A 17,964-nucleotide genomic window follows, 5' to 3' on the forward strand; every position below is an offset into this window, starting at 1 on the left:
TCGGACTATAACCCCGCCTTCGTCAGGCCCTCGATCATGAGCCCGTAGTTCACGTGATTTTGGGTCGGCAACCAGCCAAACGGGACGTCCAGGCAGACGGCGGGTGCGATTTCTCTCAGGCGTTTGATGGACGTTGCGGCCTCTGCCTGCTTGCCCAGCATGGCTTGGCTGGCGGCGAGCATCGCTTGCGACAGCACCATGTTCCGCATGTTCTGCACGGATTTTCTGGCCCACGTTTCCGCTTCGGTGAAATTGCCCAGAAAATAATTTGCGGCGGACATGCCCGCCTGCATGCGGTAGAGCTCCGGGTCCACCGGGCTCAGATGCATGGCGCGTGTGAATTGTTCTATGGCCTGTTCTGTCTGGCCGTGCCACAGGTGACAGAATGCGCCCAGAAACCAGGCCGAAGCGAGGTTGGGATTCAGTCGTTGCGCGTGTTCCAGCAAGGTGATGCCTGCAACCAGGTCACCGGCCAGGTGGCCCAGGACGTGTCCGCAGCGCGTCAGCACTTCCGCATCGTATGGGCCAAGCTCGGCTGCCCGCCGCGCCAGCTGCACGCCTTCCACCGTCTCAGCGGGACAGTCCCGCATCCAGTCATTGACTTTGCGCCAGCAGTGACACCACGCCGCCATCGCGTAGGCCGATGCAAAGTCGGGATCGCAGGCGTACGCCTGCTGGAACAGCGGCAGGGCCTGGTCGACGGCGTCGCACGTGCCTCGATGCAGGTAGGCCATGCCGCGCAGGTAATAGTCGTAGGCATTCAGGTTCTGAGTGGGCTTGGACCGCGCCCGCACGATTTCCACTCGCTCTACTTGTGGCGCGATGGCGCCCACAACGCTGTCCGCGATCTGGTCCTGGAACTCGAACAGATTGGTCAGCACACCTTCGAAACGGTCGGCCCAGTGGGTTGCGCCTGTTGCGGTATCGATCAAGTGCCCACTGATGCGGACCCGGTTCTGCGCCTGCCGCCAGCTGCCTTCCAGCACGTAGCGCACGCCGAGTTCGCGCCCTACCTGCTTCACGTCGACGATGCGGTGCTTGTAGGTGAAGCTCGAGTTGCGCGCCACCACGAATAGCCAGCGGTAGCGCGACAGCGCGGTGATGATGTCTTCGACCACTCCGTCAGCCAGATAATCGCACTCGACGCTGCCGCTCAAATTGACGAATGGCAGGACCGCGATCGAGGGTTTGCCGCGCAGGCCTGCATCGTCCGGCGGCATGTTGCCGGCCGCTGCCGGTTCGACGGAAGGCGCCGGCGCGCACGGCATCTCGATATCAGCGACGAACCGAAACCCTTTGCGCGGGATGGTCCTGATGATGCGCTGTTTCTGGCCGTCGTCTCCGACCACCGTACGCGCGGCATTGACGTGGCTGGCGACTGTGGATTCGGAGACGATTCGCCCGCCCCATACCGCTTCCATCAGTTCGTCGCGCGTGACGACGCGGTTGCGCTGGCTGATCAGGTAGGCAAGCAGGTCGAACACTTTGGGTGTCGTCGCCACCAGCTGGGACGCGCGGTGCAGTTCGCGGCGTTCCAGATCCAGCGCGCAGTCGGCGAAAACGCATTGCATTGGGATCCTCCCCATTTCTGGAAGCAGGCCGCCCCATGCCCATCTGGCGCTCTGGATGAATCAAGGAATCTTGGATGGAAATACAAGGTGTTGGCAAAGCGGTCGCAGCCACTGGAAATAATAATGCATCCATGGATTTTGACCACGTTCAATAGAGGGTGAGATATGAAAATCGTCGTGATCGGAGGCAGTGGGCTGATCGGCTCGAACGTAGTGGCTCGGCTGAGACGTGCCGGGCACGAGGTGGTGGCGGCATCGCCAAGGAGCGGAGTCGATGTGATTTCCGGCCACGGCCTGGCCGAGGCGCTCGAGGGAGCGCAGGTCGTGGTGGATGTCGCCAATTCTCCTTCTTTCGAGAAGGAGGCGGCAGTCGCATTTTTCCAGACGGCCGGCCGCAATCTGCTGGCAGCCGGGAAAGCAGCCGGTGTCGAGCACCACTTGGCGTTGTCGGTCGTGGGGACCGAGCGTTTGCAGCAGAGCGGTTATTTTTATGCAAAAGCTGTGCAGGAAGCCCTGCTCGAGGCTTCGCCGATTCCGTACACCTTGTTGCGGGCCACACAGTTTTTCGAATTCGTCGGCAGCATCGTCGAACACTGTACCGATGGGGCCGAAGTGCATATTTCCCCGGCACTGATCCAGCCCGTCGCTGCAGATGATGTTGCGGCTGCATTGGCCGATCTGGCTGTCGGGATGCCGATCAACGACATGGTGGAAGTCGCGGGTCAGGACTGTTTCCCCATGGACGAACTGGCGCGCAAGTACCTCGCGCGGTGCAACAGCGGCCGCCAGGTGATCGCCGACGTCCGTGCGCGCTATTTCGGCAGCGATCTGGATGACCGCACCTTGACGGCCCGCAAGGGCGCCCGCCTCGGACCCACGCGTTTCAACAACTGGCTTGCCAGCGCCGCATTCAGGGCCTGAGCGGCTTCACGCCCATTTTTTACTGACCAACAGGAGTAAGACATGACACAACGTATCAACTACCAGCAGCAATCCCCCGAACTGTTCAAGAAACTGGTTGAACTCGGCATGTTGCTGAAAAAGGCTTCGATCGAGGAATCCATTCTCGATCTCGTCGATATCCGGGCCTCGCAGCTGAATGGCTGCGCGTTCTGCCTGGACATGCATGTGAAGGAAGCCACTCTGCACGGTGAGCGCGCCTTGCGCCTGCACCATGTCGCCGCATGGCGTGAATCCGACCTGTTTTCGCCGCGCGAGCGCGCTGCGCTGGCGTGGACCGAAGCCCTGACCCGGATTTCACCGCTGGGCGTGAGCGACGAAATCTATGAGCGGGTGCGCACCCAGTATTCGGAAAAGGAACTGTCCGACCTGACCTTCCATGTGATGTCGATCAACGCATGGAACCGCGTCAATATCGGTTTTCGTGTTCCGCCCGGTATCTACGACAAGGCCTTCGGCGTGGATAAGTCCGGCCTGGCCTGATTTCAATCAGAAGGAGCCCCTTCATGCGAGTTCCCAAAATTCTGGCAGCGACGCTGCTGTTGGCCGGTGGCGTCGCCCAGGCCCATGGGTCGCCGGAGGCCCAGGTGACGCAGGTGCTGAGCAAGGCACTCGCCGATTATCCCGGCAAGGAAGTCACGGTCATTACGGTCGATTATCCACCGGGCAGTGTCGATCCCGTTCATCGCCACGATGCCCATGCTTTCGTCTATGTGCTGGAGGGTTCCATAGTCATGGGCCTGGAGGGTGGACAGAAAGTCACGCTGAATCCTGGCGATACCTTCTACGAGGGGCCGAACGATATCCATACGGTCGGCAGAAACGCGAGCAATACGAAGCCTGCGAAATTCCTGGTCATGCTCGTGAAGAAACAAGGCGCGCCGATCCTGATTCCGACGGAGCAATAGCTAGGAAGCAACGAAATGCCGCTCTGAGCGGTTTGCATCAACCTGATTGAAAGGACTATAGAAAATGAACACGACAATCCGCAATGTCCAGCCGGTGACTGAAAACCTTGGCAAAGAAGGTTCCGGCGAATTCGTACCTTCCCGCTACGCAGTACGCATCGGCGAGGTCGATGTCGCACTGATCAGCGATGGCATTTTGCCGCTGCCGACTTCCACCATGTCCACCAATGTGAGCGAGGCCGACCGCAATGAATGGTTCGATGGCAGGTTCCTGCAACGCGATATGTTTGATTGGGCGCTGAATATCGCGCTCGTGCGCAGCGGCGAACGATTGATTCTGATCGACTCTGGCGTGGGCGACGGTTTCGAGTACTTCTCGCGTGCAGGTCAGTCGGTAATGCGGCTGGAAACTGCGGGCATCGACCTGGCCGCGATCACGGATATCGTGATTACGCATATGCACATGGACCACGTCGGCGGGCTGAACGTCGAAGGGATCAAGGCGAAGCTGCGGCCCGACGTGCGTATCCATGTGTCGTCTGCCGAAGTGACGTTCTGGCAGAATCCGGATTTCAGCAAGACGGTAATGCCCGAGGCGGTTCCTCCCGCGCTCCGCAAGGCAGCGGCAAGATTCGTGGAACTCTACAGCGATAACATCGTGCAGTTCGATCAGACTGTGAATGTCGCACCGGGAGTGTCGGCGCGTGTGACGGGAGGACACACGCCGGGGCACTGTGTCGTGGACGTGGCATCGAACGGCGAGAAGCTGACCTTCGTCGGCGACGCGATTTTCGAAGTCGGTTTCGAGAATCCCGAGTGGCAGAATGGCTTCGAGCACGAGCCGGAAGTAGCTGCGGCCGTACGTATCGGATTGCTGAATGACGCGGCCGAAACCGGTGCCCTGCTGGCTGCGACGCATGTGGCGTTTCCATCCATCGGGCACATTGCGAAGGCGGGCAAGAGCTTCCGTTTCGTCCCGGTGCAGTGGGATTACTAAGGACGCCTGTGGTGGGTTTCGTGCCCGCCCCAGGCTACTGTGCAAGCACAGAAATCTCGATCAGATTGAAATCCGGGTCGCGGACGTACACCGACATGATCTTTCCGGTGGCACCCGTGCGCTGTACCGGCCCTTCCACGATCGGCCAACCGTGGTTGGCCAACTGGGCGATCACCTGATCCAGCGGGATATCGGCAATGAAGCACAGGTCTAGTGCGCCGGGTACCGGCAGGTGTGCCTTGGGCTCGAATTCGGCGCCCTGGACGTGCAGGTTGATCTTCTGATTGCCGAATTTCAGCGCCCGCCGCTGCACGGGTGGCGTGCCGCCCACGAAACGTTCCAGTTGCATGCCCAGGACGCGGGTGTAGAAGTCGATGCAGGCGTCGGGCCGCGCTGTTGTCAGAACGAGATGGTCAAGATGATCAATCATGGGTGGGTCTCTCCTGGAAGTATTCGCGATCATGTATCCCTGGTGCGGTAGCCATCAAGTGCCGGCTGGATGGATGCGCATCACTACAGCCAGGGGGCCAGGGCCTGGTCGGCCACTTCGGCCCAGCCCTGGTTGGCGGTGGGATTGGCCGGGCTGGGATGCAGCAGGTATGCCGTGGGTACGGTATCGCCCACGATGGCCTGTGCGCGGCCGTGGGCGAAGCGCCCGATGCCCACCACGGCGCGCGGTTGGACCGCGTGGATGACGGCGTCCAGCGCCGCGTCGCAGATGCCGAACAGCGGTTCGCGTTCGGCCTTGTGCAATTGTTCGGGGACGAGGTTGCGGTTGTTGCGCAGGAACAGCAAGGGGCAGTAGTTCCAGACAAAGATTTCCTGGAAGAAGCGGTCCGGGCTGTGAAACCGTGTTCGTGCCCAGCCCCAGAATCGATCCCCGCTGCCTTCGCTGCGATGGCAGGCGAAACCGGCGATGGGATATTTGTCGTGCTGGTCCGGCAGGGGACCGCCCAGAGGCTTTTCGATCCCCAGCCAATCGCGCGCCATGGTGACGTGACCGAAGGGGACTCCAGTCTGGGTCATGCCCCAGGGGCCGGGGTTCATGCCGACCAGCAGGATCCGGCCAGTCCGGCTGCCGTAGCGCTGCAAGTATTCCCGGTGCGCCGCCCACATGTAGATCAGCGGGTTGTAGACATGACTGGCGCTGGGGAAAGCCAGCACCTGCAGGCTGCCCGCGAGCACGCGTGCGATGGCTGTGCTTGGGTTGTCCAGGTCGAGGTCGGGTTTTGCTGTCATGAGATGTGCCTTGAATTGTATGGCCCCTGCCACCTTGCCCGACCGAGCGGTTAATGCGCGGCATGGGGCGTCAGATGATTTTTTGGAGCAGCTTGAGCGCTTCGCTGTCGCGTGCACAATGCGTGCGATTTCGCTCCCAGTAGTCAAATGCTTCCTCAGCACCCCCTATGCTCATGTAGCCGGGATGTTCCGAAGCTGGTCGCGCGTGGCGCGTTTTGAGTAGTTCCATTGCGACTCTGCGGTTGGTGCTGACGGCCCGCTCAAACCCGATCTTGGCGTTTTCCATTTCACCAAGATGCAGCAGTGCGATAGGCCCCGAGTAGGCAATGTCCGGTCCGATGTCCTCTGGATAGCTGCGGGACAGTATTGCCGCCTTGGTCCAGTCTCCCATGTCGAGGAGAGTTTGCATGAGGACATACCGAGCCCCCAGGTTGTCATTGGGGTTCACCGACACCAGGCGCGTAAAGACTTCGCGGCCTTGGCGGCGCCTTGATGCGCCTGAAGGTGGAGCCCGAGCGCGTAATAGGCGCGCAAGAACGGACGATTGTCCAGATGACCCCAAAGCATTTGTCCTGTGTGCCAGGAAAACTCGGCCGGGATACCTTCCAGGCCTATTCGGACGGCCTCGCGCACACTCAGATAGGCTTCAAGTTCGAGGCCCTGTGAAGCAAAGAGCATGGCGAGATGATGAAGCGCGTCGATGTGATTCGGGACGACAAGCAGCAGCGATTTGAACAGAGCTTCTGTTTGTTCCTCATTCCCATCGTCCCAGCATGTCAGCGCCTCTTCAAACAGCGTTTCAGTCCCTTCTGGATAATCATTGTCGAAAGCCCATGAGTTGGCTGATTCTTCTTGCAGAAGAGGCATAAGGTAAGGAACGTCATGTATGCTGGGGGTTCAGTATGGCTGATGGGCCGGACCTCGGCAACTCTGACACTGAACATGCCCACCTATTGCGCAGGGTCGGGCCCGTGTCGGCAAGCGAAGCGGCACTTGCAGGCATGTCGCAAACAGCATGACGGCCATGGTGCGCGCCGTATTGCGGGAATTGGTCGCCCAGGAGGGCCGGCTGAACTGCCGCATCCTGTTGCGGTGGTGCCGATCGATGCAGTTGACCGGGGCATCGTGCAGCAAGTCCGTCAGGGCGCCAGTTCGGGCGTGCGCACGTGCTCCTGGCGGATCCCGTAGCCGAACAGCCGGGCGGGGCGGTTACGCACCACGCGGAATGACAGGAGCAGCCGCAGCAGCCATGGGATGCGCGGCGGCCTGCCGTCCGCCTCCAGCGCCCGGCTGATGACGCGGTTCTGGATGGCCAGCTGTACCCGCTGTACCACTCGCACCGGCAGTTCGCGCCGTCGCTGGATCGCCGCAAGCTGCGCCTCGTCGATGCGGCTTCCATCGCGCAGCAGCGGTGTCGCCAGCGCGTTGGCGGCGGCCACGGCGTCCTGGATCGCCAGGTTGATGCCGACGCCGCCGATCGGCGACATGGCGTGTGCGGCATCCCCGATCAGCAGCAGCCCAGGCGTGTGCCAGCGGTCCAGGCGATCGACTTGCACCGCCAGCGTGCTGATCGCATCCCAGTTTTTTATGCTGTCCCTCCGGTCGGACAGAAAGGGAGCCAGCCGCACGATCGCGTCGCGCAGGCGGTCGATCGGCTGGGCACGCAGGTCGGCATCGCTGCCCTTAGGCACCACGAATGCCGTCTGCCAATACGCGTTGCGATTGAGCAGGACCATCAAGTGGCCATCGTTCGCGATGCCGAACGTGTCTTGCGGATCGTGTGCCGAGCGCGGCATCCGGAACCACAGCACATCCATCGGCGCCCCGTAGTCCGCGCCTTTCAAGCCGGCCGCCTCGCGTATCATGGAATGCCGTCCGTCGCAGGCCACCACCAGGTCGGCGCGCAATTCATAGGCCCCTTTGGGCGATTCGACACGGACGCCGGACACGTGCCCGTCGTCCCTCATCAGGCCGGTGGCGGTATGCCGCATGCGCAGGTCGAAGGTCGGGTAGCGCTTGCCTGCATTCGCCAGGAGATTGAGGAAATCCCATTGCGGCACCAACGCCAGGTAGTCGAACGGTCGCAGTCCACGGAAATCCACCACAGATTGCTTGCGCCCGGCGATCAGGCCGCTGAGCAGGCTTTCGCGCCGTTGGGGCAACTGGTTGAATTTTTGCAGCAGGCCGAGTTCTTGGAGGATCTGCAGGGTCGAGGGATGCACGGTGTCACCGCGGAAGTCGCGTAGGAAATCACCGTGCTTTTCCAGAATGGTGACCGTCACGCCCGCCCGCGCCAGCAACAGCCCCAGCATCATGCCGGCGGGACCACCGCCGACGACGCAGCAGCGCGTGGAATGAAGGAGGGCCGGATCGATTGGCATGATCGTGTGCTCGAGAATAGTCGCCCGCAAGCTGTGGTCAATAGTAGCGCTGATCACGCGGAGAACCGAAATCGTGTCTGAAGAGACAGGAAACATGCCGGAAAAAATAAATTGACAGAAAAAAGACGCTGCCAATAACATGAAAACGCCTGCCGACTGTTAATTCCGATTCAAAATGTTGGAAAAAATCATGGAGGTCGAGCGATACCCGAACCCCGGTGCTTGGCCTCACTCTTACCCAGGAGCGGAACATGAAGCCAAGTGCGGGAGTCATATGTGCGATGGCGCTGGTGACGCAGACTGCCGTTGGAGCAACGGCGCCGGGCGTGACGATAAACGATAAGCCCACCATGGCCGAGACCCAGGCTCTCAAACAAGCAATGGGCGCGGACTATAGCGACCTGCAGCCCTTCGATGTGGGGCATGCCGATCTCGATGACGATCATCGCCCCGATCTGCTGGCGCGTTCCGATAGCACGGGGGGATGCGGTTCAGCGGGCTGCCAGACTTACGCGGTACTTGCGACATCCACAGGGTACGCTCGCAAGTCGATCCGCCTTGCCACCGCCGGCGGGAAGGTCTTCGTATTGCCATCCAAGCACCATGGAATGCATGACTTGCGGTTCGAAAGCGGTACCTACACCTTCAAGTGGAATGGCAAGGAATATCAATAAAGTCGAGCGGGCGGCCAGGGGTGAAAGAGAGCCGCCGCTCCGGCATCAAAGTCCCATCAACCGATCTAGATGAAGTGCAGAAGGCGGCCTGGATTAGGCTGTAATCCGTGTGATGCACGAAGCTTGACATGGGTTCGAACGCAAAAAGGCCCAAACCGAAGTTTGGGCCTTTTTTGAATCTGGAGCGGGAAACGAGTCTCGAACTCGCGACCTCAACCTTGGCAAGGTTGCGCTCTACCAACTGAGCTATTCCCGCGCGTTTAGCTGATCAGCTAAGCCATGCATTGTATGTCGTAATTTTTTGTCTGTCAAATCGCAGGGCGACTTTTCCAGGCGGGCGAAGCATCCTTTTCAGGCGCCGCGCCGATACGAAATCAAGCAGGAGTCGAACTATAAGGCACGAATTGCGGGCGTGTCAACTCATCGGAGACAGCCTGTGCGGGCCGGTCACGAAGGGGGATGGAGCCGGGCGGCGCGCCGTCGCCCGGGCATGCGCTGTATGCTTACGCCTTTGTCCCAGTCTGCGCCCGGCCGGCGCGCATCCATTGCCATGTCCGTCGCCTTCACCGATCAATCCCTGCAGCGTTGCAACACGCTGGGCCTGCCTGCACGGGCCCAGGTGGCAATGCTGGATGACGAGGCCGACATTCCGGGGCTGGCCAGTCTGCAAGATGCCCCGGTCTTCATCCTGGGGGGCGGCAGCAACGTCGTCATGCAGCCGCAGCCCCGGCATCGTGTGCTGCGGGTCGCCTTGCAGGGCATCCGAGTGTGGCAGGAGACCGCCGATCATTGGATCATCGAGGCTGCGGCGGGTGAGTCCTGGCACGGTTTTGTCACCCACTGTCTGGACCAGGGTTGGGCGGGCCTGGAAAATCTGGCGCTGATCCCGGGGACGGTGGGGGCCGCGCCGGTGCAGAACATCGGCGCCTACGGGCTGGAGCTGGACCAGCGCCTGCATTCCGTCGTCGCCTGGGATCTGAGGCAAGGCCGTGAGCGCACGCTGCCGCCTGCGGACTGTGGCTTCGCCTATCGCGACAGCATGTTCAAGCGTGATGGGGCGGGGCGGTGGTTGATCGTGCGGGTGCGCTTTGCGCTGCCCAAGGCCTGGACGCCTCGCCTGGATTATCCCGATCTTCGGGACCATGCGTCACTGCAAGGTGGCACCCTGACGCCCCGTCAGGTCTACGAGGCCGTTTGCGACATCCGTCGTCGCAAGCTGCCCGATCCGGCGGTGCTGGGCAATGCCGGCAGCTTCTTCAAGAATCCGGTGATCGATGCCGCCCAGGCAGATGCGTTGAGGCAACGGTTTCCAGATCTGCGCACGTATTCCCAGACAGATGGCCGGGTGAAGCTTGCGGCGGGCTGGTTGATCGAGCAGGCGGGCTGGAAAGGCCGCCGCCTGGGGCCGGTGGGCATGCATGAACGCCAGGCGTTGGTGCTGGTCAATCACGGGGGCGCACAGGCGGCGGACGTGCAGGCCTTGGCGCAGGCGGTGCGCCAGGCGGTGCGTGACCGGTTCGGGGTCGATCTGGAACAGGAACCCGTCGTGCTCGACTGAGGCTTACCTGTCCATTCGCTGTACGGATTCGGCCCGGCGCCATCTTGGATCCGGGCCGAAGCATATTTCGCGTGAGCGCAGCCCTGCGGCCATTATGTCTAGCTGGCCAGCACGTCCTGCATGTCGAACAGGCCGAATTCCTTGCGTGACAGATAGCGTGCCGCTCGCAGGCTGCCCTGTGCGTAGGTGGCGCGGCTGCTGGACCGGTGGGTGATCTCGATGCGTTCGCCCGTACCGCAGAAATACACGGTGTGGTCGCCGACGATGTCGCCGCCGCGCACGACGGAAAAGCCGATGTGGCCGGTTTCGCGGGCGCCGGTATGGCCGTGGCGGGCCCAGTCGGCGACGTCATCCAGTTGCACGCCCCAGGCGTGGGCGACGGCTTCGCCCATGGCCAGGGCGGTGCCGGACGGCGCGTCGACCTTGTGGCGGTGGTGGGCCTCGAAGACTTCCACGTCGTAGCCGCTGTTCAGCAGCCGGGCGGCCATGTCCAGCAGTTTCAGTGTGGCATTGACCCCGATGCTCATGTTGGGGGCGAAGACAATGGCGGTTTTCTGGGCTGCGGCGCGGATCGCCTGTTTGCCCTGGGCGTCGAAGCCGGTGGTGCCGATGACGCATTTCACGCCGTGGGCCGCGCAGACGTCCAGATGCGCCAGGGTGCCCTCCGGCCGAGTGAAATCGATCAGGCAGTCGGCCTGGGACAGCGCCTGCAGGTCGTCGGTGATCGCCACGCCCGTGGTGATGCCCAGGAAGCCGCCCGCATCCTGGCCGAGGCCGTCGCTGCCCGGCCGGTCAAGAGCGACGGCGAGCGTCAGATCCGTGGATTCCACGACGGCCTGGATGAGCATGCGGCCCATGCGCCCGGAAGCCCCGGCAATGGCAATACGCATGGTCATTCCGCCTTGTTGGAGTCGGTTTTGTTCGGAGCGCCGGTTTCGATCGTGGTCTGGGGCGTATCGGTGGAGATGCCGGCATTGGGGGCGGCGTCGTTGTTCGTCCCGGGTGAAGCGGCATCCTGGGCGGCTTTTTCGGCCTGCGACTTGTCGGCGGGCTGCACGGCGGCCTTGCCACTGTCGGTTTTCTGGAAGGGCTGGCGGTCGGGCTGTTCGTCGCCCGACCAACGGGTCAGCAGATCGTTCTGGAACCAGACCGTGAATTTGCGCAATTCGTCCTTGCCGTACCCAGGCTGGTTGTAATAGGGGTAATCCCAGCGGTCGCTATGGAAGACGTCCTGCAGCGTGGGGGTGCCCAGGATGAAGCGCACCTGGTCGCGCGTCATGCCGACTTCCAGCTGGGAGACCTGTTCGGACGTGATCCAATTGCCCTGCTGGACGGTTGCCCTGTATGGGAAGCCCCAGTTGGTGGAGCCGCAACCGGCCAGGCCGATGCTCAGCAGACCGGCCGCCAGGCAGATGTTCACCCTGCGGGAAAAATGACTAGCTCGGATACGCACAAATGCCCCCGTGGTCGATGACTGGCCTGAAGATTGCGGCCGCTAAAACCGCTATCATAAAGGGAATTCGGATTGGCGCACTCGGAACGAGACCGGGATTCCGGTCGACCGGGCTGACTCGCCGATTTGCTTTCCTCGGCCGGACCCAGGATACTTGAACCATGAATGATCAGCTTGAACTCAAAAACATGGGCCTGAAGGCGACGTTTCCGCGCCTGAAGATTCTGGATGTCTTCCGCAAGGCGGAAACCCGTCATCACAGCGCCGAAGACGTCTATCGCGCCCTTATCGCAGAAGACGTGGACATCGGCTTGGCCACCGTCTACCGGGTCCTGACCCAGTTCGAACAGGCCGGCATCCTGCTGCGCAGCCAGTTCGATGGCGGCAAGGCCGTGTTCGAACTCAACGACGGCGACCACCACGATCACCTGATCTGCACGAACTGCGGCCGCGTGGTGGAATTCTCCGATGCCGAAATCGAACGCCGCCAGCATCGCATCGCCAAGGAAAACGGCTTCACCCTGGAAAGCCACAACATGATGCTCTACGGCATCTGTCCCAAATGCTCGGCGGGCAAGAAAACCTGACCAGGCATTGTCACTGATAGTGAATGCACAGGGCCTTCCCGATGGAAGGCCCTGTTTTTTTGCAGCAATGCCTCTCGGGGGGGCTGCAAGCCGGCAGCGCGGGGCGTCGGGTGTCGTCGGTATGCGTGCCTATCGCGCGGACATCCGCAGCATTTCCCGCGCGTGATCTCGGGTGGCTGCTGTCAGCTTCAGGCCTCCGAGCATGCGGGCGATTTCCTCGACGCGTTCAGCGGGGTCCAGCACCTGGATGGCCGACAGCGTCCGCTGGTCGCGGGTGGTCTTGCTGACCTGCAGGTGATGACTGGCGCAGGCGGCGACCTGGGGCAGGTGAGTGACGCAGAGCACCTGGTGGCGTTGCCCCAGCTCGCGCAGCAGCCGGCCCACGACTTCGGCAACGGCGCCGCCGATGCCGGTGTCCACCTCGTCGAAGATCAGGGTGGGCACGCGGGCAGCCTGGCTGGCAATGACGGACAGGGCCAGGGAAATCCGGGCCAGTTCGCCTCCGGATGCCACCCGGGACAAGGGCCGGGGTGCGGTGCCGGCGTGTCCCGCCACCAGGAATTCCACTGTTTCCAGGCCGTGGGCCGATGGCTTGCAGGCGGGTAGGGCGACCTGCAGGGAGCCGCCTTCCATGGACAGGTCCTGCATGGCCGCCGTGACCTGTTCGGCCAGCCGTTGGGCCGTGGCCCGGCGTGCCGTGCCGAGCGCCTGGGCGATGGCGTGGTAGCGTGCCTGCGCCTGTTCGCAGGCCTGCGCCAGGGCCTGCAGATCCTGGCCGGCCTGGGCCTGTCGCAGCTGGGCGTGCAGGGATTCGTGCAGTTCGCACAGGGCGTCGGGTTCGACGTGGAAGCGCCGCGCGGCCGTGAACATCTGGCTCATGCGGGCATCGGCCTGGGCCAGGGCATCCGGATCCAGTTCCAGGCGGTCGGCGTACGCATTCAAGCCGGAGACGGTCTCTGCGCACAGGATGCGGGCGGATTCCAGCGCCTGGCAGTGTTCTTCCAGGCGCGGATCGTGGCGGGTCAGGGCTTGCAGGGCCTGCAGCGCGGCCTGCAGCGCGGATGCCGCTGAGCCGGACTCGCCGTCCAGTGCCTCGATGGCCTGGCCGGCGCCGGCCAGCAGTGCCTGGGCATGGGCCAGGCGGGATTGCCGGGTACAGAGTTCGGGCCATTCGTCGGGCAAGGGGGCCAGATCGTCCAGGAAGGCCGCGTCCTGTTGCAGGCGATCCAGGGCTTGCGCCTGGCCGGCCGCATCGCGCTGTGCGGCATCCAGTGCGGCCTGGGCAGCGCGCCAGTCCGTCCAGGCGTCCGACAGCGCCAGGACCTGGGGCATGTGGCCGCCCTGGGTGTCCAGGATATCGCGCTGGCTGGCCGGCTGCAGCAGACCCTGGTGGGCGTGCTGGCCGTGGATGTCCACCAGCAGGGCGCCCAGGTCGCGCAGTTGGGCCAGGGTGGCCGGCAGGCCGTTGATGTAGGCCTTGCTGCGGCCCTGGGCGTCGATGACCCGCCGCAGGATCAGGTCCGGGCCTTCGATGGCCTGTTCGGCCAGCCATTCGGCGGCTGCAGCGGGGGCCTCGAAGACGGCGCTGATGTCTGCGCGGCCGGCGCCTTCACGCACCAGGCTGGCATCGCCGCGCCCCCCCAGGGCCAGGGACAGGGCGTCGATCAGGATGGATTTGCCCGCGCCGGTTTCGCCCGAAAATACCGTGAAGCCCGCTTCAAAGGAGATCTCGGCGCGATCGACGATGACGAAATCGAGAATGTGCAGGGTGCGCAGCATAGGGCCTTAGCGGGGGGTGTCGTCGGGGTCGTCCCAGGGGTGCAGCATGCGGTTCCAGTTGAGCTTGCTGCGCAGGGTGGAAAAATAGCTGTAGCCCTGGGGGTGCAGGAAGCGCACCCGGTGGGGGCTGCGGCGCACGTCGATGCGATCGCCTTCCTGGCAGTTGGACAGGGCCTGCATGTCAAAGTGCACGCTGGCGCCCGATTCGACGCGGCCCAGGGCACGGATCGTGATGTTCAGCAGGGAATCTTCCGGCAGCGCGATAGGCCGGTTCGACAGGGTCTGCGGCGCCACGGGCACCAGCACCAGGGCCTGCACCTGGGGGTGCAGGATGGGGCCGCCCGCCGACAGGGCGTAGGCGGTGGACCCGGTAGGGGTGGCGATGATCAGGCCGTCGGCCCGCTGGCTGTGCATGAACGCGCCGTTGCATTCCACTCGCAGTTCGATCATGCCGCCGCGCCCCGCGCGGTTGATGATGACGTCGTTCAGGGCCAGGCCCGACGCCATCAACTGGTCGCCGCGCATCACGCGGCCTTCCAGCAGGATGCGGTCGTCCTGTACGTAGGCGCCATTCAGGATGCGGGTGATGGCCTCGTCGGCGCTGCCCAGGGGAATATCGGTGATGAAGCCCAGTCGCCCGTGGTTGATGCCGATCAGGGCCACGTCCGAGGTGGCCAGTTCACGCGCAGCCGCCAGCATGGTGCCGTCGCCGCCCATGATGATGGCCAGGTCGGCGTGTTTGCCGATGTCTTCGTAAGAGGCCAGGGGGAAATCCTGCACGCCCGTGTTGCGGCCGGTCTGGGCTTCGATCAGCACGGCGCAGCCGGCATCCCGCAGCACGGCGCCCAGCCGTCGCAAGGGCGCGTCCAGGCCGCTATCCTGATAGCGGCCGACCAGGGCCACGGTCTTGAAGTGCATGGAAGCCGGTTCCTTGTGCGATTAATGGAATAATAAGGAGTATCCGATTATAGGGGGATGAAGGCGCTGCCGCCGTTGCGGGTGTGCTGCGACTGTCCCGCACGATGGGTGAACAGGACATGGATGATCGAGCCAAGGCATTGCTCAAGGCGCTGGTGGAACGCTACATCGCGGACGGCCAGCCCGTGGGGTCGCGCACCCTGTCGAAAGTCTTCGACCTGTCGCCTGCCACCATCCGCAACGTCATGGCGGACCTGGAAGACCTGGGCCTGATCCACAGCCCGCATACATCGGCGGGGCGCGTGCCGACCCCCCAGGGTTATCGCATGTTCGTCGATACGCTGCTGACGGTGCGGCCTTACGAATTCCACCCGGACGTGCATATCGCCGACTACCTGCCGGCTGCGGAACCGGGGCGTGCCGTGACGGCGGCGGCCTCGCTGCTGTCCAATCTGTCGCAGTTCGCCGGGGTCGTGCTGACGCCCAAGCGCACGCAGGTATTTCGCCACATCGAATTCATCCGGCTCTCGGACAAGCGCGTCCTGCTGATCATCGTCACCCCCAACGGCGACGTGCAGAACCGCATCCTCTTCGTGCCGCGCGAATATGCCGAAGTCGAATTGCTGGAAGCCTCCAACTTCTTCAACCGGCATTTTTCCGGCAAGTCCTTCCACGAGGTCCGCATCGCCCTGACGGCCGAACTGGCATCCTTGCGTTCGGACATCTCGCGTCTGATGCAACAGGCCGTGGATGCCGGCATCGGCTCGCCCGACACGGCGGATGAGTCCGTCGTCATCTCCGGCGAGGGCAAATTGCTGGAAATCTCCGAGATGACGGCCGACATGGACCGGCTGCGGCGCCTGTTCGCCCTGTTCGAACAAAAAACCGACCTGCTGCATCTGCTGGACGTGTCCAGCCATGCCCAGGGCGTGCAGATCTACATCGGCGGGGATTCCCGCCTGGTGCCCCTGGAAGAAGTCTCCGTCATCACGGCGCCCTATGGGGTGGATGGCGAGGTGATCGGCACGCTGGGCGTGATAGGCCCCACGCGCATGGCGTACGAGCGCGTCATTCCCATTGTGGACATCACCGCCCGCATGTTGTCCAATGCGCTGGGGCAGGCCTCTTCCTAGAAGGCGGCTCCGATACCTTTTGCTTCCCTTTCTGTCGTTCATGACCCGTTTTCTCTCTGCCGCCCCCGACCCCGACGCGTTGAACCCGGATGCGCCGGGTCCGGATCGCGGCCCCCTGGGCGTCCTGCTCGTCAATCTGGGCACGCCCGACGCGGCCACGCCGGCCGCCGTACGCCGCTACCTGAAGGAATTCCTGTCGGATCCGCGCGTGGTGGAACTGCCGGGCTGGCTGTGGCAGATCATCTTGCGCCTGTTCGTGCTGACTCGCCGTCCGGCCGCCATTGCCCCCAAATATGCCCAGGTCTGGCTGGATCGCGGTTCTCCCTTGCTGGTGTACAGCCAGGATCTGGCCCGGGGTGTGCAGCAGGCCCTGTCCGGACGCGGCCTGGACGTCCGGGTGGAACTGGCCATGCGCTACGGGCAGCCGGCCCTGGACGCGGCCATCGACCGCCTGCAGGCTGCCGGCTGTGGCCGCATCCTGGTGGCGCCCCTGTATCCGCAGTATGCCGCCAGCACCACGGCGACGGCCGTGGACGCGGTCAGCGCGCATCTGGCTCGCCTGCGTCATCAGCCCACCGTGCGATTTCTGGACCGCTTCCACCGGGATCCGGCCTACCTCGACACGCTGACCGGATCGATCAGGGCGCATTGGGCGCAGGCCGGGCAGGCCGATCGCCTGCTGCTCAGCTTCCATGGCCTGCCGCAGGCGTCGGTGCGGCAGGGCGACCCGTATTTCCGCGACTGCATGCAGACGGCCGCCGCCTTGCGCGAGCGGCTGGGATCCGACGGCGCCCGTCTGCACGTCAGCTTCCAGAGCCGTTTCGGCGCGGCTCCCTGGCTGCAGCCCTATACCCAGCCCACGCTGGAAGCCTGGGGGCGCGAAGGCGTGGGTTCGGTGGACGTGCTGTGCCCCGGGTTCGTGGCGGATTGCCTGGAGACCCTGGAGGAGATCAACCTGGGGTGCCGAGAGGCCTTCCTGGCGGCCGGCGGTCGGGATTTCCGCTACATCCCCTGCCTGAACGCGCAACCCGACTGGGTGCGTGGCTTCGCCGATCTGCTGGCCCGCAATCTGGCGGGGTGGGGACCGGGCTGACGACCTGCCCTCTTGAAATCCCGGATTTTCCCCTTATCTAACGATTCATTCGTACTTTCTGTTTTTGGAGAACTCACCATGTCGGCACCCCAGGAAGACTTGGACCCGAAGGCTGCGGCGGGCGCCGTGCCTCAAGGTCCGGCCGAGACCCCTGATGCCCCCGAAACGGCGCCGGGCGCCATCGCAGGACAGCCGGGCGAGGATCTGCCCGCTTTGTTGGCCGAGGCGCAGGCAAAGGTCGCCGAATACCACGACCAGTTGCTGCGGGCCCATGCCGAAGTGGAAAACGTGCGGCGCCGCGCCCAGGAAGACGTGGCCAAGGCCCGCAAGTTCGGCACGGAATCCTTCGCCGAAAGCCTGATTCCGGTGCGCGACAGCCTGGAAGCCGCCCTGGCCCTGGAAAACCAGACGGCCGACGACTGGCAAAAGGGCGTCGAGTCCACGCTGCGACAGTTGAACAATGCCTTCGAGCGCAATCAGATGCGCGAGATCGCTCCGCAGCCCGGCGAGGCCTTCGATCCGCACCGGCATCAGGCGATTTCCAACGTGCCGTCAGAACATCCGCAGGGTGCCATCGCCCAGACGCTGCAAAAGGGCTACCTGATCGCCGACCGCGTTCTGCGCCCGGCCCTGGTCATGGTATCGGCCGGCCGGTCTTGAAATCGGCGGGGGCAACCCCACATCAGAAACATCGGCGGGTGATGCCCGCCCCT

General features: G+C 63.4%; 20 protein-coding genes and 1 tRNA gene. 10 read left to right on the forward strand and 11 right to left on the reverse strand.

Annotated elements, in window-relative coordinates; all coding sequences use genetic code 11:
* Nucleotides 1-5: 5 nt before the first annotated feature.
* Nucleotides 6-1,571: a winged helix-turn-helix domain-containing tetratricopeptide repeat protein gene (locus VDP74_RS02185; protein ID WP_322997981.1), complete on the reverse strand. Its 1,566-nt coding sequence runs from the start codon at nt 1,569-1,571 to the stop codon at nt 6-8.
* Nucleotides 1,572-1,736: 165 nt separating this feature from the next.
* Between VDP74_RS02185 and VDP74_RS02190 the strand changes: the two genes are divergently transcribed.
* The 4 genes from VDP74_RS02190 to VDP74_RS02205 all read left to right on the forward strand — a co-directional run bounded on the left by VDP74_RS02190 (nt 1,737) and on the right by VDP74_RS02205 (nt 4,436).
* Nucleotides 1,737-2,492: an SDR family oxidoreductase gene (locus VDP74_RS02190; protein WP_322997982.1), complete on the forward strand. Its 756-nt coding sequence runs from the start codon at nt 1,737-1,739 to the stop codon at nt 2,490-2,492.
* A gap of 42 nt (nt 2,493-2,534) precedes the next feature.
* Nucleotides 2,535-3,014 carry a carboxymuconolactone decarboxylase family protein gene (locus VDP74_RS02195; RefSeq protein ID WP_322997983.1) on the forward strand — a complete coding sequence of 160 codons (480 nt, stop codon included), beginning with the start codon at nt 2,535-2,537 and terminating at the stop codon, nt 3,012-3,014.
* A 23-nt stretch (nt 3,015-3,037) separates the two neighbouring features.
* On the forward strand, nt 3,038-3,439 hold the full coding sequence (locus tag VDP74_RS02200; protein WP_322997984.1) for a cupin domain-containing protein: 402 nt from the start codon (nt 3,038-3,040) through the stop codon (nt 3,437-3,439).
* Between the two features lie 64 nt (nt 3,440-3,503).
* Entirely contained in the window at nt 3,504-4,436 is a 933-nt protein-coding gene (locus tag VDP74_RS02205; protein WP_322997985.1) for an MBL fold metallo-hydrolase, read from the forward strand.
* Nucleotides 4,437-4,470: 34 nt separating this feature from the next.
* On the opposite strand, the gene VDP74_RS02210 is transcribed toward VDP74_RS02205, so the two are convergent.
* From VDP74_RS02210 to VDP74_RS02230, 5 genes are all read right to left on the reverse strand, one after another.
* Nucleotides 4,471-4,866, reverse strand: coding sequence for a VOC family protein (locus VDP74_RS02210; RefSeq protein WP_322997986.1), 396 nt, complete (start codon nt 4,864-4,866; stop codon nt 4,471-4,473).
* An 83-nt stretch (nt 4,867-4,949) separates the two neighbouring features.
* On the reverse strand, nt 4,950-5,675 hold the full coding sequence (locus VDP74_RS02215; RefSeq protein ID WP_322997987.1) for a uracil-DNA glycosylase family protein: 726 nt from the start codon (nt 5,673-5,675) through the stop codon (nt 4,950-4,952).
* Nucleotides 5,676-5,745: 70 nt separating this feature from the next.
* Nucleotides 5,746-6,084 carry a hypothetical protein gene (locus VDP74_RS02220; protein ID WP_322997988.1) on the reverse strand — a complete coding sequence of 113 codons (339 nt, stop codon included), beginning with the start codon at nt 6,082-6,084 and terminating at the stop codon, nt 5,746-5,748.
* Nucleotides 6,085-6,119: 35 nt separating this feature from the next.
* The gene (locus tag VDP74_RS02225; RefSeq protein ID WP_322997989.1) at nt 6,120-6,542 is read right to left on the reverse strand and encodes a hypothetical protein; all 423 of its coding nucleotides are present in this window, start codon (nt 6,540-6,542) and stop codon (nt 6,120-6,122) included.
* 272 nt (nt 6,543-6,814) lie between these two features.
* A complete protein-coding gene (locus tag VDP74_RS02230; protein ID WP_322997990.1) occupies nt 6,815-8,197 on the reverse strand; it encodes an FAD-dependent oxidoreductase in 1,383 nt (460 codons plus the stop codon).
* Between the two features lie 110 nt (nt 8,198-8,307).
* Here VDP74_RS02230 and VDP74_RS02235 point away from each other — a divergent pair, with 110 nt between their 5' ends.
* A complete protein-coding gene (locus VDP74_RS02235) occupies nt 8,308-8,730 on the forward strand; it encodes a hypothetical protein (protein ID WP_322997991.1) in 423 nt (140 codons plus the stop codon).
* A gap of 180 nt (nt 8,731-8,910) precedes the next feature.
* On the opposite strand, the gene VDP74_RS02240 is transcribed toward VDP74_RS02235, so the two are convergent.
* A tRNA-Gly gene (locus VDP74_RS02240) sits at nt 8,911-8,986 on the reverse strand.
* A gap of 294 nt (nt 8,987-9,280) precedes the next feature.
* Here VDP74_RS02240 and murB point away from each other — a divergent pair.
* Nucleotides 9,281-10,288 (forward strand): UDP-N-acetylmuramate dehydrogenase, encoded by a 1,008-nt coding sequence (gene murB / locus VDP74_RS02245; protein WP_322997992.1) that lies wholly within the window; start codon nt 9,281-9,283, stop codon nt 10,286-10,288.
* Between the two features lie 98 nt (nt 10,289-10,386).
* On the opposite strand, the gene dapB is transcribed toward murB, so the two are convergent.
* Nucleotides 10,387-11,178 (reverse strand): 4-hydroxy-tetrahydrodipicolinate reductase, encoded by a 792-nt coding sequence (gene dapB / locus VDP74_RS02250; protein ID WP_322997993.1) that lies wholly within the window; start codon nt 11,176-11,178, stop codon nt 10,387-10,389.
* A gap of 2 nt (nt 11,179-11,180) precedes the next feature.
* Nucleotides 11,181-11,696, reverse strand: coding sequence for an outer membrane protein assembly factor BamE (locus VDP74_RS02255; RefSeq protein ID WP_322998150.1), 516 nt, complete (start codon nt 11,694-11,696; stop codon nt 11,181-11,183).
* A 206-nt stretch (nt 11,697-11,902) separates the two neighbouring features.
* Here VDP74_RS02255 and fur point away from each other — a divergent pair, with 206 nt between their 5' ends.
* Nucleotides 11,903-12,328: a ferric iron uptake transcriptional regulator gene (fur, locus tag VDP74_RS02260; RefSeq protein WP_322997994.1), complete on the forward strand. Its 426-nt coding sequence runs from the start codon at nt 11,903-11,905 to the stop codon at nt 12,326-12,328.
* A 129-nt stretch (nt 12,329-12,457) separates the two neighbouring features.
* Here fur and recN read toward each other — a convergent pair whose 3' ends face one another.
* A complete protein-coding gene (gene recN, locus VDP74_RS02265; protein ID WP_322997995.1) occupies nt 12,458-14,107 on the reverse strand; it encodes a DNA repair protein RecN in 1,650 nt (549 codons plus the stop codon).
* Between the two features lie 6 nt (nt 14,108-14,113).
* Nucleotides 14,114-15,025 (reverse strand): NAD kinase, encoded by a 912-nt coding sequence (locus VDP74_RS02270; RefSeq protein ID WP_322997996.1) that lies wholly within the window; start codon nt 15,023-15,025, stop codon nt 14,114-14,116.
* Nucleotides 15,026-15,144: 119 nt separating this feature from the next.
* Between VDP74_RS02270 and hrcA the strand changes: the two genes are divergently transcribed.
* The 3 genes from hrcA to grpE all read left to right on the forward strand — a co-directional run bounded on the left by hrcA (nt 15,145) and on the right by grpE (nt 17,911).
* Nucleotides 15,145-16,158 carry a heat-inducible transcriptional repressor HrcA gene (gene hrcA / locus VDP74_RS02275; RefSeq protein ID WP_322997997.1) on the forward strand — a complete coding sequence of 338 codons (1,014 nt, stop codon included), beginning with the start codon at nt 15,145-15,147 and terminating at the stop codon, nt 16,156-16,158.
* Between the two features lie 40 nt (nt 16,159-16,198).
* Complete coding sequence (gene hemH / locus VDP74_RS02280) at nt 16,199-17,251, forward strand: ferrochelatase (protein ID WP_322997998.1); 1,053 nt, start codon at nt 16,199-16,201, stop codon at nt 17,249-17,251.
* A 78-nt stretch (nt 17,252-17,329) separates the two neighbouring features.
* Complete coding sequence (gene grpE / locus VDP74_RS02285; RefSeq protein ID WP_322997999.1) at nt 17,330-17,911, forward strand: nucleotide exchange factor GrpE; 582 nt, start codon at nt 17,330-17,332, stop codon at nt 17,909-17,911.
* The last annotated feature ends 53 nt before the right edge of the window (nt 17,912-17,964 follow it).

The organism is Castellaniella sp. (assembly GCF_034674885.1).
Classification (GTDB): domain Bacteria; phylum Pseudomonadota; class Gammaproteobacteria; order Burkholderiales; family Burkholderiaceae_B; genus Castellaniella.